The sequence below is a fragment of the uncultured Sphingomonas sp. genome, from assembly GCF_936927845.1.
In the GTDB taxonomy this organism is placed as follows: Bacteria; Pseudomonadota; Alphaproteobacteria; order Sphingomonadales; family Sphingomonadaceae; genus Sphingomonas.
Window position 1 is genome coordinate 1 of the sequence record NZ_CAKZHV010000066.1, and the last position, 23,561, is coordinate 23,561.

Here is a 23,561-nt window from a genome sequence, read left to right on the forward strand (position 1 = left end):
CCCATCGCAGCCTGGACGACGTCGTGGAGCATCTTGAGGCTGGCGGTGACCGGCATGTCGACCCGGCGCCAGATGGCGGGGTCGATGTCGTTGAGGACGATATGCAGGCGAGCGACGGTTTCGGCAGTCATGCCGCCAATCTGACAGGTTCGCGAGACCAGTTCCACGGCATGAGCTCATCCCATCGGCTTGCGGGCCAGTCGTCGGCGACCTTGGCGATGACGTCGGCGATATAGGCTTGCGGGTCGACGCCGTTGGCCTTGCAGGTCTGGATGACGGTGTAGATCGCGGCAGCTCGTTCACCGCCTGCTTTTGAGCCGGCGAACAACCAGTTGCGGCGACCGACAGCGATGCCGCGCAGCGCGCGTTCGGCGATGTTGTTATCGATCTCCAACCGTCCGTCTTCGAGGAAGCGGGACAGCGCCGGCCAGCGCCTGGTGCCATAGGCGATGGCCTTGGCCATGTCGGACTTAGGCGACAGGCGGCGTAAGCCGGCGTCGAGCACCTCGCGCAAGGCGTCGACCAGCGGTCTGCTTCGTTCCTGCCGGGCATGATGGCGTGCATCCGGCGGCTGGCCGCGGACCTCGGCCTCGACGGCATAGAGCGCGCCGATTTGTTCGAGGATGTCGGTGCTCAGCGGCGTGGGGACACGCTCGTGCAGGTCGAACACCTTGCGACGGAAGTGGGCCCAGCACGCCACCTCGGTCGCGCCGCCCCGGTAAAGGCCGTCATACCCGGCATAGGCGTCAGCCTGGAGAAAGCCGCGGAAGCCGGCGAGATGCGACAGCGGGTGTGCAGCGGTGCGGTCGGGCGTGAAGCGATACCATGTCGCGCGCAGCGCCGTGCTGCCCGACGCCCGGTCGTCGGTTGCGTAAACCCATAGTCGCCCGGTCGCAGTCTTGCCCCGGCCGGGATCGAGCACCGGCACCGGCGTGTCATCGGCGTGGATCTTGTCGGCCTTGAGCACCGCATCGCGGATGCGGCTGACCACCGGGTCGAGCAGCGCTGCGGCTTGCCCACTCCAGCCCGCGAGCGTCGAGCGGTCGATGTCGAGACCCTGCGCAGCCATCATCTCGGCCTGGCGGTACAGCGGCAGGTGGTGGTCGAACTTGGCGACGACGACGTGCGCCAGCGTCGCGAAGGTCGCCTTGCCCCGCGCCACGGCGCTGACCGGCGCGGGTGCCTGGACGATTTTCTCGCAAGCCCGGCAGCTGTATTTGGGACGGACGTTGCGCACGACCCGCCAGCACACCGGCACGATGTCGAGCATCTCGTGCGCGTCCATGCCCAGCCGGCGCAGCGCACCGCCGCAGTCCGGGCAGGTGCAGACGCCGGACGCGGGCTCGTGGATGATCTCCTCACGCGGCAGGTGACCGGGCAGGCTGCGGACCGGCGCCGGTCGGGGCATCATGTCGGGCGCGGCGGTCTCAACTGCGGAAACATCCCGCTCCGTTTCCAGCTCTTCCAGCGCCAGTTCGAGCTGCTCGATCTCGCGACCGAGCTTCTCCGACGAGGCGCCGAACTGCATCCGCCGCAACCGGGCGATCTGCCCGCGCAACGTGTCGATGAGCAGGTCGCGGGCGGCGAGCGCGGCATTGGCCCGGGCGAGCGAAGCCTCCAGCGCGGCGATCCGCGCGGTCGCATCAGCAGGGGAAACGGGCGCTTCCGACACGCAGAATTCATAGCAGATCGCACTCTCTCGGGCGAGCAGAACTCATGCAAAACCGCCGTTTTCAGCCCGCCAGCGCCGGCACGAACGTGCGCTCGGGCCGGCGCCAGTCGATGCCCTCCAGCAGCATCGACAGCTGCGCCGGCGTCAGTGTCACCGTGCCCGTGGCCGTCACCGGCCAGACGAAGCGGCCGCGGTCGAGCCGCTTGGAGAACAGGCACAAACCCTGGCCGTCGAACCACAGCAGCTTGACCAGATGGCCGCGCTTGCCGCGGAATGCGAACAGCGCACCGGAATGCGGGTTCTCCGTCAGCACCTGCTGGACCAGCACCGCCAGCCCGTCGAACCCCTTGCGCATGTCGGTCACGCCGCAGGCCAGGAACACCCGCGTCGGCAACGGCGCCGGGCTCACCTCAGCACCGACAGCACCCGCGCCAGGGCGCCGGCATCCACCGCGCCGTCCACGCTCACCCGCACGCCGCCCGGCAACTCGATGCAGATGAGGCCCGGCGCGGACGTCGCCGGCTGTGGCACAGGAGCGGCGACCTCGGCCACACGCACCTCGGCGAAGGTCGGCAGCGCGGGCGCGACCCCGCTCAGCTTGCCCAATCGCGCCTGCTTGCGCCACGTGTAGATCAGGCCGCTCGACACCTCGCGCCGCGCGATGACATCACGGACCCGCACGCCCGGCCGGAACGCCTCGGCCAGTATCTCCAGCTTCTCCGCGTCCGACCAGCTCCGCCGGCCCGACACCCGGCCAATCACCTCTACGCGACCAGTCATACGAGCGCTCGTATGACCAGTCTCAGACCCGAAAACTTCCCGCACCGTCCGCGTCCTCGTCAAAGACGACAAGCATCCCCGCTACGGCCGAATAGGCAAGGCGGCCCGTAGACCACGCTTACTGGCGAACTGGCGGTTCTGTCGGAGACGCATGCCGCGCGCTGCAACCAGGATGTGTGTTGGGCGACGCGGCGGGTCGGCATGCGTCGTGTGACGCTGCTCGCCACCCGCAGCGGCTATCTAGTCGATGCAGGCGCCTTCATCGACCTGTGCCACCGTGTCGACATCGTGGTGAGCGAACGACGCGTACCCCGTCGCTGTCGTGCGCGCTGGTTGACGTTGGATCGCGCGGCTTTGCAACGGACCGGCGGCGTCGCGGTGAGTTTCGCCAACGCTCAGATCGAGGCGGTGCGCGCGCCAGCCGACGCGCACCCGTGGGTCACGCGTAGCGGCGAAGGATACCGGCGAGCTTGCCTTGAACGCGGACCTGGGCGGGGGTGTAGCGCTGCGGATCGTAGGCACGATTGGCGGGATCGAGCCGGACCATCGCGCCTTCGTGACGGAAGTATTTGAGCGTCGCCTCACTGTCGTCGATCAGCGCGACAACGATCTCCCCGTCACGCGCGACCTCCTGCTTGCGGATCAGCGCGTAATCACCGTCGAGGATGCCCGCCTCCACCATCGAGTCGCCGGACACTTCGAGCGCATAGTGTTCGCCTGCGCCGAGTAGGGCAGCCGGAACGGGCAGGCTGGTCGAACCCTCGAACGCCTCGATCGGCACACCGGCCGCGATGCGGCCGTGAAGCGGGATCTCGACCACGTCGTTCGCGGGCTGAGGTAGATCGCGAGCAGCCGCCGCCGGCTTCGGCGCGGTGCCGTCCGAGCGCTCTGGCACGCGCAGGATTTCGAGCGCCCGCGCGCGGTTGGGCAAGCGCTTGATGTAGCCGCGCTCCTCGAGCGCGCTGATCAGGCGGTGGACACCCGATTTCGACTTGAGATCGAGCGCTTCCTTCATCTCTTCGAACGAAGGAGACACGCCGGTGGTGGCCAGCCGATCTTCGATGAAGCAAATCAGCTCATGCTGCTTGCGGGTAAGCATCGCGCGGCTCCTTTCGTGAACAGATAAAGAACCTTTATGGAACAACGTGTGTTCCGTCAAGCGACGTGCTTACGCGATCATCAGGACTTCCGCCGAGTCGCCGGCGGTCGCCGCGGGTGCGTGCGGTGGGCGCACGATCAGGCAGGTCGAGCGCGCGAGCGTGCGCAGCATTGAACTGTCCTGGATGGTGGACGCATAGGCGCGACCGTCGCGCAGCTCGGCGCGCAGATAGTCGCTGCGCGCGCCATTGGCGGCGAGCGGCTCTCCCAGGATCGCGCTGGTCGGACACGGGAAGGGGTGAAGCGCACCCGACAGATGCGCGACGAGCGGACGCACGAACAGCAAGGCGGTAACGAACGCCGACACCGGATTTCCTGGTAGGCCAATTACCACGGTCGCGCCGCGACGCCCGGCGAGCATCGGCTTCCCCGGACGTAGCGCGATGCGCCAGAAATCGAGCGAAAAGCCCGCGGCGTCGAGCGCGGGACGGACCAGATCATGGTCCCCGACCGACGCGCCGCCGGTGGTGACGAGCACGTCGGCCTCGACCTGCGAGAAGGCGACGGTCAGCGTGTCGAGGCGATCGGCCAGGATGCCGAGATCGACGAACTCGACCGGCAGATCGGCGAGCAGCGCGCGCAGCAGCAGGCGGTTAGATTCGGGCAGCGCGTCGGCCCCGGCGTCGCCGCCGGGTTCGATCAGTTCGTCGCCGGTGGCGGCGATCGCTACGCGGATCGTCCGCGCGACGGGAATGCGCCCGACGCCGCCTGTCGCACAGACCGCGAGTCGGGCGGGCGTGAGCCGTTCGCCCGCGTCGACCAGCACGTCGCTAAGCGCGAAGTCGAGCCCGCGGCGGCGGACGTTGCGCGCGAGGAACGGTGGACCTTCGCCTGCGAGGATGAGGCGGTCGCCGTCGCGCTCGGCTTCCTCCTGCACCAGCACGGTGTCGGCCCCGTCGGGCATCGCGGCGCCGGTGAAGATGCGTGCGGCCTCACCCGCCTCGACACGGCCGGCGAGGGGGTTGCCGGCCGCGCTTTCGCCGACGACGCGCCACGGTCCGGGCAGATCGGCGAACCGGATCGCGTAGCCGTCCATCGCGGACAGGTCGCGCGCGGGCTGCGTACGCGCGGCGACGATCGGCTGCACCGTCCAACGACCGAGCGCGGCGTGGATCGCGACCTCTTCGGACGCGACGGGCGTGCCGAGCGCCAGCACGCGCGCCTGCGCTTCCTCGACGGGCAAGAGGGTCATGCGGGGTTCCATCGATGGAGGCGGCCGAGCACGATCGCGAGCGCGGCGACGTGAACCGCCTGCTGCACCTCGCCTGCCATTGCGCGGCGAACGACCTCGTCGACTGCGATCCAGTGGCGGCGGACGCGCTCGCTCGGCTCGTCATGCGGCAGGGCGACACAGCGGATGCCGCGTGCGAGGACCGCGTGGCAGCGGTTCGTGTGGATCGCGGGATTGGGGCTGAGCGAGGCGACGACCTGCCAATCGTCGGCGACGCAGCCGGTTTCTTCGAGCAGTTCGCGACGCGCGCCGGCGAGCAAATCGGCGTCGCTCGCGTCGACGCCGCCACCGGGCAGTTCGAGCGAGACGATGCCGCGCGTGTGGCGGTATTGCTCGATCATCAGGATGTTGTCGGCGTCGTCCAGCGCGACAATCAGCGCCCAATCGGGATAACCGGTGACGTAGTAGGGCCCGACCGTCGCACCTTCAGCGGTCACGCAGGTGTCGGCGTGGAGCGTCAGCCAGCGGTCGGCGATCAGCGTCTCGCGCGCGGTCGTGCGCCACGGCACGATTGCCGGATCGCCGAAGTCGCTCACCGTTGCCAGTCGCCCGATCGGCCGCCGCTCTTCGCGATCACCTGAATATCGTGCAGGATCATCGCCTTGTCGATCGCCTTTGCCATGTCGTAGACGGTAAGGAGCGCGACCGAGACGGCGGTGAGCGCTTCCATCTCGACCCCGGTCTTTCCGTCGGTGCGAACGGTCGCGGTGGCGGCGACGCCGTCGTCGGTCACGTCGAGGTCGAGCGAGGCGTGGGTGATCGGTAGCGGGTGGCAGAGCGGCACGAGGTCGCTGGTGCGTTTCGCCGCCATGATGCCCGCGACGCGCGCGACCGCGATCACGTCACCCTTTTTCACCGCGCCGGCGCGGATCGCGGCGACCGCCTCCGCCGACATCGCGATGCGCCCCGTAGCGGTCGCCTCGCGGCGGGTGACGTCCTTGTCGCCGACGTCGACCATGTGCGCGGCGCCATCGGCGTCGAGGTGGGTGAGCGCGCTCATCCGACCAGCGCGCGGGTCGCCGCCTCGACGTCGGGCTGGCGCATCAGCGCCTCGCCGATGAGGAAGCAGCGGATGTCGTGCGCAGCCATCGCGTCGAGATCGGCGCGGATGGTGAGCCCGCTTTCAGCGACGAAGGTGCATCCCTCGGGCGCGTGGGCGACGAGATCGTAGGTGCGACGATAGTCGACCGTGAAATCGCGCAGATCGCGGTTGTTGACCCCGATGAGGCGCGAGCGCAGCCGCGCGGCACGCTCCATCTCGTGCGCGTCGTGCACCTCGACCAGCACGTCGAGCCCGATGTCGATCGCGGCGGCCTCGCATTCGGCAAGCGTCGCGTCGTCGAGCGCGGCGACGATCAGCAGGATCGCGTCGGCACCCAATGCGCGCGCCTCGATCGCCTGCCACGGGTCGATCGTGAAGTCCTTGCGGATCACGGGCAGGTTGCATGCGGCGCGCGCAGCCTGAAGAAAGGCGTCCGAGCCCTGGAAATAGCGTTCGTCGGTCAGGACCGAGAGACAGGTCGCGCCGCCCGCGGCATAGGCGCGCGCGTGTGCGGGCGGATCGAAATCGGCGCGGATCAGCCCCTTCGACGGACTTGCCTTCTTGATCTCGGCGATGAGCGCGTGGCGGCCGGCGGCGACGGTGCGATCGAGCGCGGCGCGAAAGCCGCGCGGCGGCGATTGCTCGGCGATGCGCGCGTCGAGGTCGGCGCGGGTCGAGGCCACCTTGCGCGCGGCGACTTCCTCACGCTTGGTGGCGATGATCTGATCGAGGATGGTCATGCGTAAGCGATCCAGCGATCGAGCAGCGCGTTCGCGTCTCCGCGGTCGATTGCCTCGGCAGCGCGGGCGGCGGCGTCGCGGAGTGCGGTCTGTGTGCCCGAGAGAACGAGCGCCGCGGCAGCGTTCAACAGCACTGCGTCGCGGTACGGGCCGTGCTCGCCGAGGAGCAGGCGGCGCAGCGCCATCGCGTTGAACGCGGCGTCACCGCCGCGGATCGCGCTGGTCGGGTGGCGCGTGAGCCCCGCGTCCTCGGGCGTGATGCGTGCGGGCAGCGCCACGTCGCCGATGCTGACGACGACGGTCGCGCCCGCGCCGGAGATCTCGTCCAGCCCCTCTTCGCCCGAGACGACGAATGCGCCCTCACTGCCGAGCTGTGCCAGCGCCTCGGCATAGACGGGGGCGTAATCGGGGCGTGCGATGCCGATCAACTGGCGCGTCACGTGCGCGGGGTTGGCGAGCGGGCCCATCAGGTTGAAGATCGTGCGCCGGCCGATGCGGCGGCGGATCGGGGTGATGCGGAGCATCGCCGGGTGATGGTTGGCGGCGAACAGGAAGCAGATGCCGAGGTCGGCGAGCGTCTGCTCCGCCTGCGCGCCCGCGCGGTCCATGTCGAGCCCGAGCGCCTCGAGCGTGTCGGCGGCGCCCGCCTTTGACGAGGCGGCGCGGTTGCCGTGCTTGGCGACCGGCACGCCGCACGCTGCAACGACGAGGCTGACGGCCGTGGAGACGTTGAGCGTGTGCTGCCCGTCGCCGCCGGTGCCGCAGACGTCGATCGCGCCCGCCGGCGCGGTAATCGGGATCAGGCGCTCACGCAGCGCGCGCGCGGCCTCGGCGATCTCGAGGCTGGACTCACCGCGGATCGACAAGGCGACGAGGAACTCGGCGATCGCCTCCTCGGTGGTGCGGCCGTCGAGGATGTCGGCGAACGCCTGCGCCGCGCTCTGCCGGCTGAGCGGCGAAGCGGGATCGGGCAGTTGCGCGAAACTGGTCACGCCGTCGCCCCGGTTTTGATGCCCGTGATGCGCAGGAAGTTGGCGAGCAGATCGTGGCCGTGCTCGGTCGCGATGCTCTCGGGATGGAACTGGACGCCGTGGATCGGCAGCTCGCGGTGGCGCAGGCCCATCACCGACGTGTCGCCCGCGGTCGCGTTGACGATGAGGCTGTCGGGCACGTCGGTGACGATCAGCGAATGGTAGCGCGTCGCGGTAAAGGGCGAAGGGAGGTCGGCGAACAGGCCGGTCCCGTCGTGCTCGACCGGGCAGGTCTTGCCGTGCATCAACCCGCCGCGGCGCACGGTGCCGCCGAAATGTTGTCCGATCGCCTGATGCCCGAGACACACGCCGAGCAGCGGGCGCCGTGCCTCCGCACAGGCGGCGACGAGGTCGAGGCTGATGCCCGCCTCATCCGGGGTGCACGGACCCGGCGAGATGAGGAACCCGGTCGCGTTGCTCGCCAGCGCGTCGGCGGCGGAGAGCGCGTCGTTGCGCATGACCTGAACCTCCGCGCCCAACTCCATCAGGTAGTGGACGAGGTTCCAGGTGAAGCTGTCGTAATTGTCGACCACGAGGATCATGCGCGTCGCCATAGCCGATGCGTGGCGGCGCGCAACGTGTTGCACCGGCGTTACGCGTGCGAAATCGTCGCGACACACGATAAGCGGCTTTGCGTAAGGAGATATTCAGGGGGGCAGGCGTTTGTAGCACTGCCCAAGGAGCCACGTCGCATGCTGCGTTTCACCACCGCCGTTTCCCTGATCCTTCTGCCGATGGCGGCGTCAGCGCAGAGCGTGCCGCCCGTCGGTACCAGCACCGGCGCGCCGGTGAGCTCGACCGCGCAGGCGCAAGCGGAGACCGACCGCCCACCGAGCCGCATCCGCAACGTCCAATTGACCGGTAACGACAAATGCCCGGTCGCGCAGGGTGACGAGGTGGTGGTGTGCAGCCGGATCAACCCGGACGAGCAATATCGTATCCCCAAGCAGTTGCGGAACACCGCTGAGCCGGCCGCCCAGAATCAGAGTTGGGTGAACCGTACCGCATCGGCCGACGAGGTCGGACGTGTCGCCGGTGGTCTGCCCGATACCTGTTCGCCGGTCGGCACGGGCGGGCAGAGTGGCTGCACGCAGATGTGGGCGCGAGCCTATGCCGCGGAAAAGCGCGCCGCGGAAAAGAACGATGCCATGATGCCGGGGGCGCCGCAATAGGGGCGGCGTGAGGACGGAGGCGTCGGTCCGAGTGTTCGCTGAACCCGGCGTCCTCCGCCGATAGTTCGAGGCCGGCGGCCTCAGGCTATTGCCCGAACCCAGCGTCACTCGCCTGCGCGATCGCCTCGCGCGCTGCGGCGAGAAGCGCACCCGATTTCGCCTCACACTCGCGCTGTTCGTACGCAGGGTCGCTGTCGGCGACGATGCCTGCGCCGGCCTGGACGTGCATGACGCCGTCCTTCACCAGTGCGGTGCGCAGCACGATGCACGAATCCATGCTGCCGTCGGGCGAGAAATAGCCGACCCCGCCGGCATAGACACCGCGCTTCTCTGGCTCCAATTCGGCAATGACCTCGCAAGCGCGGACCTTGGGCGCGCCGCTGACGGTGCCCGCGGGAAAGCCCGCGAGGATCGCGTCGATCGCGTCGTGCGCCGGGTCGAGCCGGCCGACGACGTTCGAGACGATGTGCATGACGTGGCTGTAGAATTCGACGATGTAGCTGTCGGTGACGGTGACGCTGCCCGCCTGCGCGACGCGGCCGACATCGTTGCGGCCGAGGTCGAGTAGCATGAGATGCTCGGCGCGCTCCTTGGGATCGTCGAGCAGCGACGCGCGGTTGGCGGCGTCCTCCGCCGCGGTGCGCCCGCGCGGGCGGGTGCCCGCGATCGGGCGGATCGTCACCTCGCCGTCGCGCGCACGCACGAGAATCTCGGGGCTCGACCCGGTCAGCGAGAAGCCGGGCAGATCGAGGTGGTAGAGGAAAGGCGACGGGTTGATCCGGCGCAGCGCGCGGTAGAGCTCGAACGCGGGCAGCGGAAAGGGCGCGGTGAAACGCTGCGCCAGCACGACCTGAAAGATGTCGCCGGCGTAGATATAGTCCTTCGCCGCGGCGACCATCTCGGCGTAGCGGCCCGCGGGCAGGGTCGGGGTGAGCGCGATCTCCGCCGCGTCAGCGCGGACGCGCGGCGGCAGCGCGGCGGTCGCGAGCCGCGCCTCGACCGCATCGAGCCGTTCCTCGGCCGCGGCGACCAGCGCGTCGGGCGCGCGGGCGGTGTCGGGCCAGACCGGGGCGACAAGAAAGAGCGCGTCGGCGAGGCGATCGAACACGAGGATCACGGTCGGGCGCACGAACATCATGTCGGGTACGCCGAGCGCGTCGGTGGCGGGCGCGGGCAGATCCTCGACCAGCCGAATCGTGTCGTAGCCGAAATAGCCGACCAGACAGGCGAGCGCGCGCGGCAGTTCGGGCGCAACGGTCATCCGGCACGCGGCGACCAGCGTGCGCAGCGCCTGGAGCGTCGGTTCGGTGCAGGGGGCGAAGGCGTCGCGATCCTCAAGCCAGCGCGGATTGATCGCGGCGCGCTCGCCCTCGGCGCGAAAGACGAGATCGGGGGCGAGGCCGAGCAGGCTGTAGCGCCCGCGCACCGCGCCGCCCTCGACCGATTCGAGCAGGAAGTCGCCGCGACCGGGCTCGAGCAGCTTCAGCGCGGCGGCGACGGGCGTTTCAGTATCCGCGATGCGCCGCCGCCAGACCAGCGCGGGGCGACCCGCGGCCAGTTTGTCGCGCGGGTCGACAGGACCGTCCGGCACGCTGCCGGGATTGCCGTTAGGATTACTGATTGCCACCCTGACCCGCCAGTTCGCGCTTCAGGTCCGCGATCGCGTCGGGCTTGCGCTTGACGCCCACCGTGTCGACCGCGGCGCGCGTGAATTGCTGTGCATATTCCTGACCGATGACGCGGCCGAGGTCGGCGCGCGTCGCCGCGATCACGCCCGGCTTAGTCCGCGCGTCGCCCGGCGTCACGCGGTCGAGCTTGATCAGCAGCCAGCCCATGTTGTTGGGCGCGGCGAGCATCTTTGCGCTGCCCTGCTTCATCGAAAAGAGCAATGCGAGCGTCGGGTCGACGCCGCGGCGATCGGCGTTGAGTTGCGCGCGGGTCGTGTCGATCCGCTGCGGCGCGGGACCGCGCACGCCGGTCTGCGCGAGCACCGCGGGAAGCGTTGCGCCCTTGTCGAGCTTCGCGAGCGCCTGCGTTGCGATCTGCCTGGCGGCGTTGCGCTGCCGCTCGGCCACGACATCCTTCACCACCTGCGCGCGGACCTGCGCGAGCGGGCGCGGCGCGGCGCGCACGACGCGGTCGAGCCCGACGACCGCGAAGCCGCCATCGATGCCGAGCGCGACGATCGTCGGCGTGTCGCCTTCCTCCGCCGCGAACCCCGCCTGCATGATCGGCACGAGGCGCGGATCGGGCTTGGTCGCGGCGTCGTCGGGGTCGATGCCCGAGGCGAGCAACGGCTTGGTCGTCGCGACGCTCAGCTTCTGGTCGGCGGCGACCTCGTTGATGTTGGCATTGTCGGAGAGGGCGTCATCGATTTTGTTCTGTGCCTGCGACAGCGCGTCGGCGGTCTTGGTCCGGGTCAGTGTCTGGATGATCTCGTCGCGCGCCTGCGCGAGCGTGCGGCCGGGAACCTGCGTGACCGCATCGACGCTCGCGACGACGAAGCCGATTGCGCCCTTGATCGGGCCGACCACCGCGCCCTTTTGTGCGGCAAACAGCGCGTCCGCGACCGCGGCCGAGCTCTGCGTGGTGAGCGCGGCCTTGTCGGCCTTGTCGATCGTGCGCGGCTCTAGCCCGGCCGCGCGCGCCGCGGCGGCGAGCGCGGTGCCCGCCTTCACCTTGGCCGCGAGCGCGTCGGCGGCCTTCTGGTCGAGCACGGTGACGAGGCTGACGGTGCGCTGTTCGCGCGGGCGGTAGGCGGCGGCGTTGCCGTTATACGCCTGCTGGATTTCAGCGTCCGAGGGGGTCGCCTGCGCCTTCACGCTGTCGGGGGTGACGATCGCGTAGCGGACGACGCGACGTTCGGGCACGGTGTAGCGCGGCAGATGGCCGGCGTAGAATTTCTGCACCTCGGCGTCGGTCGGCGCGGCGCCGGCGGGCACCGCGGCGGCGGGGATCAGCGCGATCTGCCCCTCGCGGCGTTCGAGCAGCAGCGATGCGTAGGGAAGCGCCAGCTTCTCCGATACCTGGCTCGCGCCCACTGTCGGGATGACGAGGAACTGCGTCATGATGCTGCGCGCGAACTCGTCCTGCATCTGCGCGTCGGTCAGGCCGCGCTGCGCGATCAGCCGCTCATAACTGGCTTGGTCGAACTGGCCGGTCGGGCCCTGGAACGCGGCGATGTTTTTGATCTCGCTGCCGATCAGCGCACGGCTGACACGGATGCCCTGGTCATGGCCAAACTTCTCCAGCCCGATCGCGTTCGCAATCCGCTCGATGATCGACTCGACGCCGCCCAGTTGGACCAACTGCGCCATGTCGAAGCCCGGCTGCTGCGTCTGTGCGAAGCGGACCTCGTCCTGCGCGCGCTTACGCACGTCGGCGGCGGTGATGCCGGCGTTGCCGACCGTTACCACCGAATTGCCCAACAACCCGCCGCCGCCCGACGACAGTCCGGTCACGTCGCCGGCCGCGAACGACAGCGCGATGATGCCGAGCAGCGCGAGCGTGATGAAGACGCCAGCCTTTGAATTGACGATGCGGCGAAAGAAGCTGAGCATGAACCGGAAAGCCGTGAGGTCAAGGAAACCGGGCGGCTTTAGGCACCGCTCCCCGCATAGGCAATGCCGCTTGAGGCGCGCGCCCGGCGTGGCGCCACGGCGCAGACCCCGCTATCGCGCGCTGATCGTAACAGCAGAACAAGGGGAGAGCGGGATGACACGGCGCAAATTGGTGGCGGGCAACTGGAAGATGAACGGTAGCCGTGCGGCGCTGTCCGAACTGTCGGCGATTGCGGATGCGGCGGCGGCGCACGCAGGGGTGGATGTGGCAGTCGCGGTGCCCGCAACACTGATCGCGCCGGCGGCCGAGCAAGTTTCCGCGCTTACGATCGGAGCGGAGGACGTCCACGCCGCCGACCAGGGCGCGCACACCGGCTGCGTGTCGGCCGCGATGGTGAAGGAAGCGGGCGCGCGCTTCTCGATCGTCGGCCATTCCGAGCGCCGCGCCGACCAGGGCGAGCGCGATGCCGACGTGAGAGCAAAGGCAGCGGCGTTGCACCGGCACGGGCTGCACGCGATCGTCTGCGTCGGCGAAACGCTGGACGAGCGCGAGGCGGGGCGTGCGGAGGCGGTGGTGACCGCGCAGGTCGCGGGGTCGCTGCCGCACGGGGCGAGCGGAGAATGGTGCGCGATCGCGTACGAACCCGTCTGGGCGATCGGCACCGGGCGGACGCCAACCGCGGACGACGTGGCGGCGATGCACGGCGCCATCCGCGACAAACTGCGCGCCATCATCGGCGAAGAAGCCGACCGGGTGCGTATCCTCTACGGCGGCTCGGTGACACCCGACAATGCGCGCGAACTGCTCCATGTCGCCGATGTGGACGGTGCATTGGTTGGCGGCGCGAGCCTGACCGCGGCGAAGTTCGTGCCGATCATCGCCGCGGCTGATTGATGGCTCAGGTGGGGAAGCGGCGGCGCAGCAACTCGAACGCGGCGCGCAGGCCGTAAGCCTCGCCACCCTTGGGACGTCCCGGCTTGGCGGTCGGACGCCACGCGAACGTGTCGAGGTGCGCCCAGGGCGTGCCCGCCGCGACAAAGCGGCGGAGGAACAAGGCAGCGGTCACCGCGCCCGCTAACCCTCCGTCGGGCGCGTTGACCATGTCAGCAATGTCGGACGCGAGCATCGCGTCGTAGCCGTCCCATAACGGCAATCGCCACAGCGGGTCCTTCACCGCGTCGGCGGCGGTGGACAGGTCGGCGGCGAGCGCGTCGTCGTTGACGAAGGTGGCGGGCAGATCGGGGCCGAGCGCGACGCGCGCGGCGCCAGTCAGCGTCGCGAAATCGATGATGAGTGCGGGGGCGCCTTCGCCCGCCTTGGTCAGCGCGTCGGCGAGGATCAACCGCCCTTCGGCGTCGGTGTTGGTGTTTTCGACCGTCATACCCTTTCGCGTTGTCAGCACGTCGCCGGGGCGGAAGGCGTCGGCGGAAATCGCGTTCTCGACCGCGGGGATCAGCAGGTGGAGGTGGACCGGCAGCCCCGCCTGCATGACGAGGCTCGCGAGTGCCAGCGCGTGCGCGGCACCACCCATGTCTTTTTTCATCAGCCGCATGCCTGCCGACGGCTTGATGTCGAGCCCGCCCGAGTCGAAGCACACGCCCTTGCCGATGATCGCGACGCGGGGATGGCTGGCGTCGCCCCATTCGAGTTCAATCAGGCGGGGGGCGCGGTGTTCGGCGGCGGCGCGACCGACCGCGTGGATCATCGGGTAACCTGTCTTCAGCGCGTCGCCGCTGGTGACCGCGAGCGTGGCGGAATGGCGGTCGGCAAGTGCCGCGGCCTCGGTCTGTAGCTCCGCGGGTCCCATGTCGCTGGCGCCGGTGTCGACCAGGTCGCGCACGAGGGCGGTCGCGCGCGCGAGGTGGACGGTCTGCTCGATCCCGGCATGATCGTCGGTCAGCAGAACGCGGTGCGGTGAGGGCTCGCCCGTGCGATAGCGGGTGAAACGGTGCTGCGCGAGCAGCCAGCCGAGCCCCGCTGCACCGACGGGCGCATTGCCGGCGAGGCGATAGGTGCCCTCGGGCAGGCCATCGCCGAGCGAGGCAATGCGCCAGGGTGAGTCGAGGTCTTCGTTGCAGACCAGCAGCATCGACCAGTCGTCTGCCTCGTCGCCCGGCAGCACCGCGCGGTTACCTGCCTTGCCGACCACGCGATTGGCAGCGAGCGCTGCGCGGACGCGGGGCGTCTGCTCTGCTGCCCAAGTCTCGTACAGGTTCGGGTGGACGACGTGGATATCGCGCGCGGGCTGGCCACGGTCGGGCTGGAGTAAGAACGTGAAGTCGGTCATGTGCGCGACCAAAGCAGGACTTGGGAGTGGGCGCAACGAAGCTGTCGCGGCGCACAGTTTCCAAGCCGCACGCAGCGCCCTACATCCCGCAGCATGACGACACATTCGACTCGCATGCTCGTGCTCGGCTCGGGCCCCGCTGGGCTGACCGCCGCCATCTACGCCGCGCGCGCCGGCATGAAGCCGATCGTGGTGCAGGGCATCCAGCCCGGCGGGCAGCTGACCACCACCACCGACGTCGAGAATTACCCCGGCTTCGCCGACGTGATCCAGGGTCCGTGGCTGATGGAGCAGATGCAGAAACAGGCCGAGCACGTCGGTACGCGGATGATGTGGGACACGATCGTGAAGGTCGACCTCGACAGCCGGCCGTTCCGCCTGACCGGCGACGGCGGCGACGTGTACGAGGGCGAGGTGCTGGTGATCGCGACCGGCGCGCAGGCCAAATGGCTCGGGCTCGACAGCGAAGACGCGATGAAGGGCAAGGGCGTCAGCGCGTGCGCGACGTGCGACGGCTTCTTCTACCGCGGCAAGAAGGTGGCGGTGATCGGCGGCGGCAATACCGCAGTCGAGGAGGCATTGTACCTGACCAACCATTCGGACGATGTGACGCTGATCCACCGCCGCGACAGCTTGCGCGCCGAGCGCATCCTGCAGGAGCGGCTGCACGCGCATCCGTCGATCAAGGTGCTGTGGAACAAGGAAGTGCGCGAGTTCGTCGACGGCGGCGGCAATGCGGGGCTGGTCGCGCTCGAGCTGGAAGACACACAAACGGGCGAGCATTCGCGCATTCCGGTCGACGGCGGCTTCGTCGCGATCGGGCATCACCCGGCGACCGAGCTGTTCCGCGGGCATCTCGCACTCGACGACGACGGCTATATTGCAGTCGAGACCGGCACCACCAAGACGAGCGTGCCGGGCGTGTTCGCGTGCGGCGACGTGATGGACAAGTCGTACCGCCAGGCGGTGACCGCGGCTGGGACCGGCTGCATGGCCGCGCTCGACGCCGAGCGGTTCCTGGCGGCGGTCGAGTTCGAGGAGTTCAAGGAAGCGGCGGAGTAATCCTGCCGCTTATTCCGCCAGCCAGCGCGTGACGATGTCGGCGAGCGCCTGCTTGTCGGCGGCGCGCGCGAAGCTGTGCGAGGACGTGTCGATCGTCTGCGTGCGGAAGGTGTGAGCGCGCGCGGCGTCGACGAAAGCGCGGGCGGTGTTGTCGTCGCGGGCGAGCAGGACGGTCGCGTCGTTGCCCCAGCCCGCGATTGCATCGGTCACGCGGCGTGAGAGGGTGCCCTGGTCAGACGGGGTGCAAACGATCTTCGCCAAACCCCTGATCGCCTTGCCGACGTCGATTCCGCCCCCGAACAGGCGACGCCACTCGGCCGGGTCGCGCAGCTGGCGCGCGTAGCCGGCGCGGATCGCGGCCGCGGGGGGCAGGTCGTCGGTCTGCTCGATGGTCCAGGGATTCGCGAGCAGCACGCGCGAGACGTCGGCGCTGCGACCATCGAGCGCGAGCAGGGACGCGGCATCGCAATTGCCGAAGGCGCAGAGACGGGTGACGTGCGGTGCGGCGCGGCGGAAGGCGGCGGCGGCGGCGCGCAGATCGTCGCCCGCGTGCGCGAAGCCGCGGTTCTCGCCCTCCGAGTCGCCGACGCCGCGATGATCGTAGCGGAACACCGGCGTCCCCTGCGCGGCAAGTCCCTGCGCCAGCATCGCCATGCCGCGGTGCGCGCCGTGGCGCACCTCGTTGCCACCCGCGACGATCAGGAGGCCGGTCGTGCCCGCGCCTTCGTCGAGCGAGCCGGCGAGGGTCGTGCCGTCGATGGCGAAGGTGATCAGCCGGCGCACGCGGCGAGCCATGTGGCAATGTCGTCGGCGAGGTTCGCGACAAGCGCGGGATCGCCCGCAGGCTCGCTCGCACGCCACGGTGCCGCGCCAAAGAACTTCAGGTCGGCGGGGCGCGGATCGGTTTCCATCCGCACGACGCGCGGGGGCGGGGTGATCGTCGGCTCGGCGGCCGCGAGCTGCGACAACAATACCTCGGACACGACGTTGCCGGCATAACCGTCGCCGTCACCCAGATCGCGCAGCCGCGTGAGTTCGCGCACTTGCTCCGCGCCGGTTAACGGCGACCAGTACCAGCGGCTGTCCGCGGCGACGTCGGCGTCGATTACCGCGCCGGCGCGGACCGCGACGACGTGAATCGGCGATGCGAGCTGTGCGGCGGCGGCCTGCGCGGCGGCGCGCCAGTCGTCGAGGGTGACCTGCGCGAGCGGAAGCAGGCTTTCGCCCTGACCGGGCAAGTCGGGGAGCGCGACCGACCAGCCGGCGTTGGCGAGCCGGCGCAGCACGCCGACGAGGATCGCGCGGGTGCGATTGGCTTCCTCGAACAAGGCGGGGAGAGCGAGGATCGTCGGGCCGCCGTCCGGCCCCATGCGCAGCATCGCCTCGCGGCCGCCGCGCCAGTCATAGTCGACGTAACGCAGACCGCTCAGTTGAGGACCTTGGTCGCGGCGAAGGTCGTGAGCGCGCCAAAGGTTTCGAGCATCTCGCCGTCGACCTCATCGTCCTCGATCACGATGCCGAGGCGATCTTCGAGTTCGGTCAGCACGCCCGCGACCGCCATCGAGTCGAGTTCCGGCAGCGAGCCGAACAATCCTGTTTCCGGCGTAAAGGCGGCGACGCGCTCGGGCGACAGGCTCAGCACGTCGGCGAGCACCGCGCGCAAGGTCTTCTCGATCTCGTTGGTGCCTTCCGGAATCACGCGCGTCTCCCCTGAATGCTGTCGCGTTCTTGCTGCGGTGCGATAGGCGCGGGGGGTGAAATGCGCAACGGGGGCGCTATGAGAGGACGATGGTGCCGCTCGACCCGAACGCCCGACCGATCGACCATGTCCTGTGCGGCGCTGCGAATGCGCCCGCGCTGATCGACCGCGCGGGCGAGATGACTTTTGCGCAGGCAGAGGCGCGGGTGGCGCGGCTCGCCGGGTGGCTGGCACGCGCGGTGCCCAAGGCGGGGGCGCGGGTCGCGACGTGGCTGCCAAAAACGCGTGAGGCGTGCCTGATGCCGCTCGCCGCGGCGCGTGCAGGACTGGTGCACGTGCCAATCAACCCGGCGCTCAAGCGCGCGCAGGTGGGGTACATACTTGCAGACAGCGTTGCGACGCTGCTGCTGACGCAGGCGGCGCGCGCGGCGACGCTGGAGGCGGGCGACGTGCCGGATGCAACGCAGGTGCACGTCGAGGCGGGCGAGGGTGAGGCCCTGCCGCCGTCCGACGCAGACCCGGATGCGCTCGCGGCGATCCTCTACACCTCGGGGTCGACCGGGCGGCCCAAGGGCGTGATGCTGAGCCACGCGAACCTGTGGCTCGGCGCGGTGTCGGTCGCGCATTACCTTGGCATCGACGCCGCCGATCGCGTGCTCGGCGTGCTGCCGCTGTCGTTCGATTATGGGCAGAACCAGCTGTTCTCGACCTGGCTCGCGGGCGCCGCGGTGGCGCCGCTAGACTATCTGACCGCGCGTGACGTGGTGAAGGCGGTCGAGCGGGTCGAGGCGACCACACTCGCGGGGGTGCCGCCGCTGTGGACGCAGTTGCTCGAGGCGGAATGGCCCGCCGAGACGGCGGCGCGGTTGAAGCGGCTGACCAACTCTGGCGGCGCGCTGACCCCGGCGATGGTGCGTGCGCTGCGGGCGCGTTTCCCGGCAGCGGATCTTTATCCGATGTACGGGCTGACCGAAGCATTCCGCTCGACCTATCTGCCGCCGGCGCTGGTCGATGCGAACCCCGATTCGATCGGGCGGGCGATCCCGTTTGCGGAGGTGATGGTGGTGCGCGGCGACGGCAGCGCGGCGGCTGCGGGCGAGCCGGGCGAGCTGGTCCATGCCGGGCCACTCGTCGCTCAAGGGTATTGGCGCGACCCTGAGCGAACCGCGCAGCGTTTCCGCCCCGCGCCGGCCTTCGCGCGCGCGGGCGGGACGGCGGTGTGGTCGGGCGACAGCGTGGTCGCCGACGCGGCCGGGCTGCTGCGCTTCGTCGGGCGCGATGACGAGATGATCAAGACATCGGGCAACCGCGTCAGCCCGCAAGAGGTAGAGGAAGCGGTCACCGCGGGCGACGAGGTGCGCGAAGCGGTGGCGATCGGCGTCGCTGATACGCGGCTAGGGCAGCGGATCGTGGTCGTGGCCCGAGGGGAGGCGGGCGGCGAGATCGCCTTGCGAGCGCGACTGAGACGTGACCTGCCGACCTATATGCAACCGGCCGAGATCGTTTGGCGCGCCGAGCTGCCACGTAATGCGAACGGCAAGCTCGACCGTGCAGCGATAGCGGCCGACATCAGAGGTACGCTGTGTTGAAGCCGATCGGACCAATCCCGCCTGCCTTCGCCGATCAGCGCGGCATGCTGTTGATCGCCGGGCGTCCGGCCGACGCGTGGGTGGCGGAGCATGGCTCGCCGATGTTCGTGTACGATGTCGGCGTGGTGCGCGAGAAGGTGGCGCGTTTCCGGGCCGCTATGCCGGCAGGCGTGCGACTCCATTATGCGGTAAAGGCAAATCCGTTCGTGCCGCTGGTTCAGGCGATCGCACCGCTGGTCGACGGGCTCGACGTCGCGTCGGCGGGGGAGCTCGCGGAGGTGCTGACGTTCAAGCCGGGCGTGGCGATCAGTTTCGCGGGGCCGGGCAAGCGCGATGCCGAGTTGGAGGCGGCGGTGTGCGCGGGCGTGACGCTGAACGTCGAATCAGAAAACGAGGCCGCGCGCGCGATCGCGACCGGGGAGCGGATCGGCGTCGCACCGCGGCTCGCGGTACGCGTGAACCCGGACCTGGAGCTGCGCGGGTCGGGGATGAAGATGGGCGGGCGCGCGTCACCCTTCGGCGTCGATGCCGAGCGCGTACCCGCGCTCGTGCGCGCGATCGTCGCGAGCGGGGCGGAATGGCGCGGCTTTCACATCTTCGCGGGCTCGCAGGCGCTCGATACCGATGCGTTGATCGAGACGCAGGCCGCGACGGTCGCGCTCGCTGAGCGGCTGGCAGTGGAGAGCGGGCAAGCGCCGCCGATGGTTAACCTGGGCGGCGGGTTCGGGATACCGCACTTCGCCGGTGACACGCCGGTCGACGTGGCGCGGATCGGCGCGGCGCTGGGTGAGACGCTGGACAGGCGTGGCGCGATACTTGCGGGCACGGCGTTCGCGATCGAGCTCGGGCGGTGGCTGGTCGGCGAGGCGGGCGTGTACCTGACGCGCATCGTGGATCGGAAGGAGAGCCGCGGCGAGACGTTTCTGGTGGTGGATGGCGGGTTGCACCACCAGCTCGCCGCCAGCGGTAATTTCGGAACGGTGGTCAGGCGCAACTATCCGGTCGCGATCGCGGGACGGATGGGCGAAGCTGCCGATGATGCAGTGTCAGTGGTCGGTTGCCTGTGCACCCCGCTCGACCGACTGGCCGACGGCGTCGTGCTGCCGCGCGCGGACGTGGGTGACGTGATCGCGATCTTCATCGCGGGCGCGTACGGGCTGACGGCGAGCCCCAGTGCCTTTTTGGGACATCCCGCGCCCGCCGAAGTGCTCGCGGGCGCGTCCTAAACGCTATCTTCACCTCTACGACGCATAGCTGACTGCTGGCGCAACCGGTCGGTGGGACGTGATCCCCGCGAGGCCGGACACGGGCGCGCACGGAGGATTGCATGCGGTTCGCGAAGGTTTCCAAGGGTCTCATCGCAGCGTTGATGGCGTCGACGACGCTGACCGCCTGCGCCCGCGGCGGGGCCACACGGCCCGAACTGCCGCCCGCAACCTTTGTCGCGAGCAAGGAGCAGCCGGGCGAGGAATATGTCATCGGCCCGCTCGATTCGCTCAGCATCTTCGTGTGGCGCAATCCCGAATTGTCGGCAAAGGTGCAGGTGCGCCCCGACGGCCGCATCACCACGCCGCTGATCAGCGACATGCCCGCGGTCGGCAAGACGCCCGCAATGCTCGCCGCCGACATGAAGCTGGCGCTAGGCGAATATATCAAGGACCCGATCGTCTCGGTGATCGTGGACAGCTTCTCCGGCACGTTCAGCCAGCAGGTGCGCATCGTCGGCGCGACGCAGAAGCCCGCGAGCCTGCCGTACCGCGCCAACATGACGCTGCTCGACGCGATGATCGCGGTCGGCGGCCTCGGCGAATATGCCGCGGGGAACAAGGCGCGGCTGATCCGCTACGACCGCGCGACAGGCAAGCAGACCGAATACGGCCTGCGGATCAACAAGCTGCTGAAGGACGGGGACGCGAGCGCCAACGTCCGGCTCGAACCCGGCGACGTCATCATCATCCCCGAAAGCATGTTCTGAGGTAGCGCGGGTGGGCGGTATCATCGACGAAGCGCGGGTCGCGCTGCACGCGATCTGGACACGGCGCTGGATCGCGCTGGCGGTCGCATGGGCCGTGTGCATCGCGGGCTGGCTGGTCGTCAGCCAGATACCCAGCCGCTACGATTCGAAGGCGCGCGTGTTCGTGCAGATGCGATCGGTCCTGCCCGCCGGCGCGGATTCGATGCAGGCGGCGAACGACGACGCGCGCGACATCGACACCGTGCGCCAGACGCTGACCAGCGCGGTGAGCCTCGAGAAGGTCGTGCGTGGGACCGAGCTCGCCAAGACGGTGTCGAGCGACCGCGACATCGCCGACCGGGTCGCCGGGCTGCAGACCGCGATCAAGGTGACGGCGCAGCAGGACAATCTGTTTGAGATCACGACCACCGCCGCCAGCCCCAAGCTCGCCTCGTCGATCACGCAGAAGCTGATCGACATCTTTATCGAAACCAATCTGTCGACCGATCGGTCGCAGAACACGCAGACGCTCGCCTTCCTCGACAACCGGTTGCAGGCGCTCGGCACGCAATTGCAGGACGCGGAGGCGAAGCGCGCGGCGTTCCAGAACAATTACCTCGGCTCGCTGCCCGGCACCGGCACGATCAGCGATCGCATCGGCGCTGCGCGCTCGCAGATGAGCCAGGTCGACGCCGATCTGGCGGCGGCGCAGTCGAGCATGGCGGCGCTGTCGGGGCAGATGGCGGCAACGCCCAAGACGATCGCGGGCGCAGGCATCGCGCCCGGCGTCGGCCCGGCGCGCGCGCGACTGGCGGCGATCCAGGGCCAGCTCGCCGACGCGCGCGGCCGCGGCTATACCGAGAGCCATCCCGACGTGATCGCGCTGAAGCAGCAGCTCGCGCAGGCGCAGGCGGCCGCACGCGGCGAGCCGCTGACGGGCGGGTCCGATGGGGGCGTCTCGAACCCGGCATATGGGTCTTTGCAGGCGTTGATGGCGGACAAAGGTGCAACCGTCGCGGCGCTGCAGGCGCGCAAGCAGCAATTGCAGGGCGATCTCGACCAGTTGAACGCGAAGCTGGTCGGCAATCCCGCGGTCGCGGCCGAGCAGGGCGAGATCGACCGCAATTACGACGTGCTGAAAAGCCAGTACGACCAGTTGCTCGCGCAGCGCGAGCAGGTGAGCCTGCGCAGCCAGGCGCAGACGCAGACCGACGCGGTCAAGTTCAGCGTGATCGATCCGCCCACCGTGCCGCGTACGCCGACCGCGCCCAATCGGCCGCTGTTGCTGACGGGCGTGCTGATCGCCGGACTGGTCGCAGGCGTCGGGGCCGCCTTCGCGCTCGGGCAGCTGCAAGGCACGTTCCCGACCGCGCAGAAGCTCGAAAAGGTGACCGGCATGGCGGTGATCGGGTCGATCGGCGAGATGGTGACGCGCCAGCAGACCGAGTTGCGCCGGCGCCGGCTGACGTGGCTGGCGGGCGGGTTCGCCGCGCTTGGCGTCGCTTACGTGGCGCTGCTCGGCGTCGAGATGCTCCAGCGGGGACTTGCCGCATGAACCGTTATCCGAAATCCGCGACCGAGGAGTCGCTGATCGAGCGCGCGGCGAAGGTCTACGACTTCGGCGCCCATCTTCGCGCCCGGGGAGTGCCGCCGCTGGAGGAGCAGGATGCCCCCGAGGCGGATCATCTTGCCGATGAGGAATATGTCGCCCTGGGGCAGGATCAGCCCCGCGCGGCAGCGGACGATGGCGTGGCAACGCGACCGGTGCCGCCGACGCTTGCCGCGATCCCTGCGGAGTTCCTGTCCGACACCGACGACGACGGGCTGGACGAGTGGGAGGCGCCCGAGAGCGACGTCGCGCAGATCGACCGCACGATGCTCGCCGAAGCCGGAATGCTGGTGCCCGGCGCCCCGGTCGGCGCGCTCGCCGAGGAGTTCCGGCTGGTCAAGCGGCAGTTGCTGCTGACCGCGCGCGAGATCGCGGATGGACCGATCGGGCAGCGCGCGCGCACGATCATCGTCGGGTCGGGCAAGCCCGGCGAGGGCAAGACGTTCTGCGCGATCAACCTGGCGATCAGTCTGGCGGCGGAGCGCGACGTCGAAATCCTGCTCGTCGACGGTGATTTCGCCAAGCCCGACATCATGCAACGGCTCGGACTGGAGGACAGCGTCGGCCTGCTCGACATCCTGGGCGACCCGCGGCTCGATCCGGAGAGCTGCGTCGTCAGGACCGACGTGCCGCAATTGTCGCTGCTGCCGGCGGGCAAGCGCACCCACGCCGACACCGAACTACTCGCCTCGCACCGCACCGAAGCGGTGCTCGACCGGCTGCTGGAGGCGAACCCGCGCCGTATCATCATCTTCGACACGCCACCCGCGCTCGCGGCCTCGCCCGCGTCCACGCTGGCGCTGCTGGTCGGGCAGGTCATGCTGGTGGTGCGCGCCGATCGCACCACGGAGGCCGACGTGCGCGAGGCGGTGAACCTGCTCGACGGGTGCGAGCAAATCCATCTGGTCATCAATTCGGTCTCGTTCGAGCCGGGGCGCGGGCGCTTCGGCAGCTATTACGGTCAGGAGAAATAA

Annotated in this window: 24 protein-coding genes and 1 pseudogene; 8 read left to right on the forward strand and 17 right to left on the reverse strand. The window is 69.5% G+C overall.

Annotated features, from left to right (window positions below):
• From Q0579_RS18305 to Q0579_RS13875, 11 genes and pseudogenes are all read right to left on the reverse strand, one after another.
• Window positions 1-131, reverse strand: a pseudogene (locus Q0579_RS18305) (plasmid pRiA4b ORF-3 family protein); the annotation flags it as partial.
• Window positions 128-1,690: an IS66 family transposase gene (locus Q0579_RS13830; protein ID WP_170171059.1), complete on the reverse strand. Its 1,563-nt coding sequence runs from the start codon at window positions 1,688-1,690 to the stop codon at window positions 128-130. The gene Q0579_RS13830 and the pseudogene Q0579_RS18305, both read right to left, overlap by 4 nt.
• Before the next feature lie 43 nt (window positions 1,691-1,733).
• Window positions 1,734-2,081 (reverse strand): IS66 family insertion sequence element accessory protein TnpB, encoded by a 348-nt coding sequence (tnpB, locus tag Q0579_RS13835; protein ID WP_277600066.1) that lies wholly within the window; start codon window positions 2,079-2,081, stop codon window positions 1,734-1,736.
• A complete protein-coding gene (locus tag Q0579_RS13840; RefSeq protein ID WP_170171058.1) occupies window positions 2,078-2,452 on the reverse strand; it encodes a transposase in 375 nt (124 codons plus the stop codon). Before Q0579_RS13840 ends, tnpB begins: the two co-directional genes overlap by 4 nt.
• 439 nt (window positions 2,453-2,891) lie before the next feature.
• Complete coding sequence (gene lexA, locus Q0579_RS13845; protein ID WP_298813376.1) at window positions 2,892-3,551, reverse strand: transcriptional repressor LexA; 660 nt, start codon at window positions 3,549-3,551, stop codon at window positions 2,892-2,894.
• A 69-nt stretch (window positions 3,552-3,620) separates the two neighbouring features.
• Entirely contained in the window at window positions 3,621-4,802 is a 1,182-nt protein-coding gene (locus tag Q0579_RS13850) for a molybdopterin molybdotransferase MoeA (RefSeq protein ID WP_298813377.1), read from the reverse strand.
• On the reverse strand, window positions 4,799-5,377 hold the full coding sequence (locus tag Q0579_RS13855; protein WP_298813378.1) for an NUDIX hydrolase: 579 nt from the start codon (window positions 5,375-5,377) through the stop codon (window positions 4,799-4,801). The genes Q0579_RS13850 and Q0579_RS13855 overlap by 4 nt, the downstream gene beginning before the upstream one ends.
• Complete coding sequence (gene moaC, locus Q0579_RS13860) at window positions 5,374-5,841, reverse strand: cyclic pyranopterin monophosphate synthase MoaC (RefSeq protein ID WP_298813379.1); 468 nt, start codon at window positions 5,839-5,841, stop codon at window positions 5,374-5,376. The genes Q0579_RS13855 and moaC overlap by 4 nt, the downstream gene beginning before the upstream one ends.
• Window positions 5,838-6,623, reverse strand: coding sequence for an indole-3-glycerol phosphate synthase TrpC (gene trpC / locus Q0579_RS13865; RefSeq protein WP_298813380.1), 786 nt, complete (start codon window positions 6,621-6,623; stop codon window positions 5,838-5,840). The genes moaC and trpC overlap by 4 nt, the downstream gene beginning before the upstream one ends.
• The gene (gene trpD, locus Q0579_RS13870) at window positions 6,620-7,615 is read right to left on the reverse strand and encodes an anthranilate phosphoribosyltransferase (RefSeq protein WP_298813381.1); all 996 of its coding nucleotides are present in this window, start codon (window positions 7,613-7,615) and stop codon (window positions 6,620-6,622) included. The genes trpC and trpD overlap by 4 nt, the downstream gene beginning before the upstream one ends.
• A complete protein-coding gene (locus Q0579_RS13875) occupies window positions 7,612-8,196 on the reverse strand; it encodes an aminodeoxychorismate/anthranilate synthase component II (RefSeq protein ID WP_298813382.1) in 585 nt (194 codons plus the stop codon). The genes trpD and Q0579_RS13875 overlap by 4 nt, the downstream gene beginning before the upstream one ends.
• Window positions 8,197-8,346: 150 nt before the next feature.
• Here Q0579_RS13875 and Q0579_RS13880 point away from each other — a divergent pair, with 150 nt between their 5' ends.
• Complete coding sequence (locus Q0579_RS13880; RefSeq protein ID WP_298813383.1) at window positions 8,347-8,826, forward strand: hypothetical protein; 480 nt, start codon at window positions 8,347-8,349, stop codon at window positions 8,824-8,826.
• Window positions 8,827-8,911: 85 nt separating this feature from the next.
• Here the strand turns inward: Q0579_RS13880 and trpE are convergent, their stop codons facing one another.
• Together trpE and Q0579_RS13890 are read right to left on the reverse strand one after the other, a co-directional pair.
• On the reverse strand, window positions 8,912-10,417 hold the full coding sequence (gene trpE, locus Q0579_RS13885) for an anthranilate synthase component I (protein ID WP_298813740.1): 1,506 nt from the start codon (window positions 10,415-10,417) through the stop codon (window positions 8,912-8,914).
• 22 nt (window positions 10,418-10,439) lie between these two features.
• The gene (locus Q0579_RS13890; RefSeq protein ID WP_298813384.1) at window positions 10,440-12,386 is read right to left on the reverse strand and encodes a peptidylprolyl isomerase; all 1,947 of its coding nucleotides are present in this window, start codon (window positions 12,384-12,386) and stop codon (window positions 10,440-10,442) included.
• Window positions 12,387-12,540: 154 nt separating this feature from the next.
• Between Q0579_RS13890 and tpiA the strand changes: the two genes are divergently transcribed.
• On the forward strand, window positions 12,541-13,281 hold the full coding sequence (tpiA, locus tag Q0579_RS13895) for a triose-phosphate isomerase (RefSeq protein WP_298813386.1): 741 nt from the start codon (window positions 12,541-12,543) through the stop codon (window positions 13,279-13,281).
• 4 nt (window positions 13,282-13,285) lie between these two features.
• On the opposite strand, the gene Q0579_RS13900 is transcribed toward tpiA, so the two are convergent.
• Entirely contained in the window at window positions 13,286-14,674 is a 1,389-nt protein-coding gene (locus Q0579_RS13900) for a M17 family metallopeptidase (protein ID WP_298813388.1), read from the reverse strand.
• A 93-nt stretch (window positions 14,675-14,767) separates the two neighbouring features.
• Between Q0579_RS13900 and trxB the strand changes: the two genes are divergently transcribed.
• The gene (gene trxB / locus Q0579_RS13905) at window positions 14,768-15,736 is read left to right on the forward strand and encodes a thioredoxin-disulfide reductase (RefSeq protein WP_298813390.1); all 969 of its coding nucleotides are present in this window, start codon (window positions 14,768-14,770) and stop codon (window positions 15,734-15,736) included.
• 9 nt (window positions 15,737-15,745) lie between these two features.
• Here trxB and Q0579_RS13910 read toward each other — a convergent pair whose 3' ends face one another.
• From Q0579_RS13910 to Q0579_RS13920, 3 genes are read right to left on the reverse strand one after another with little or no spacing between them, the layout of a single operon-like run.
• A complete protein-coding gene (locus tag Q0579_RS13910; RefSeq protein WP_298813392.1) occupies window positions 15,746-16,531 on the reverse strand; it encodes a hydrolase 1, exosortase A system-associated in 786 nt (261 codons plus the stop codon).
• Window positions 16,507-17,106 carry a hypothetical protein gene (locus Q0579_RS13915; protein ID WP_298813393.1) on the reverse strand — a complete coding sequence of 200 codons (600 nt, stop codon included), beginning with the start codon at window positions 17,104-17,106 and terminating at the stop codon, window positions 16,507-16,509. Before Q0579_RS13915 ends, Q0579_RS13910 begins: the two co-directional genes overlap by 25 nt.
• A 56-nt stretch (window positions 17,107-17,162) precedes the next feature.
• Window positions 17,163-17,435: an acyl carrier protein gene (locus tag Q0579_RS13920; protein WP_298813395.1), complete on the reverse strand. Its 273-nt coding sequence runs from the start codon at window positions 17,433-17,435 to the stop codon at window positions 17,163-17,165.
• 89 nt (window positions 17,436-17,524) lie between these two features.
• Here Q0579_RS13920 and Q0579_RS13925 point away from each other — a divergent pair, with 89 nt between their 5' ends.
• From Q0579_RS13925 to Q0579_RS13945, 5 genes are all read left to right on the forward strand, one after another.
• Window positions 17,525-19,024 (forward strand): AMP-binding protein, encoded by a 1,500-nt coding sequence (locus tag Q0579_RS13925; RefSeq protein WP_298813397.1) that lies wholly within the window; start codon window positions 17,525-17,527, stop codon window positions 19,022-19,024.
• Window positions 19,021-20,250: a pyridoxal-dependent decarboxylase, exosortase A system-associated gene (locus Q0579_RS13930; RefSeq protein WP_298813742.1), complete on the forward strand. Its 1,230-nt coding sequence runs from the start codon at window positions 19,021-19,023 to the stop codon at window positions 20,248-20,250. The genes Q0579_RS13925 and Q0579_RS13930 overlap by 4 nt, the downstream gene beginning before the upstream one ends.
• A gap of 101 nt (window positions 20,251-20,351) precedes the next feature.
• A complete protein-coding gene (locus Q0579_RS13935) occupies window positions 20,352-20,999 on the forward strand; it encodes an XrtA/PEP-CTERM system exopolysaccharide export protein (RefSeq protein WP_298813399.1) in 648 nt (215 codons plus the stop codon).
• Between the two features lie 10 nt (window positions 21,000-21,009).
• Window positions 21,010-22,533 carry an XrtA system polysaccharide chain length determinant gene (locus tag Q0579_RS13940; protein ID WP_298813401.1) on the forward strand — a complete coding sequence of 508 codons (1,524 nt, stop codon included), beginning with the start codon at window positions 21,010-21,012 and terminating at the stop codon, window positions 22,531-22,533.
• Window positions 22,530-23,561, forward strand: a complete 1,032-nt coding sequence (locus tag Q0579_RS13945) for an AAA family ATPase (protein WP_298813403.1) — start codon at window positions 22,530-22,532, stop codon at window positions 23,559-23,561. Before Q0579_RS13940 ends, Q0579_RS13945 begins: the two co-directional genes overlap by 4 nt.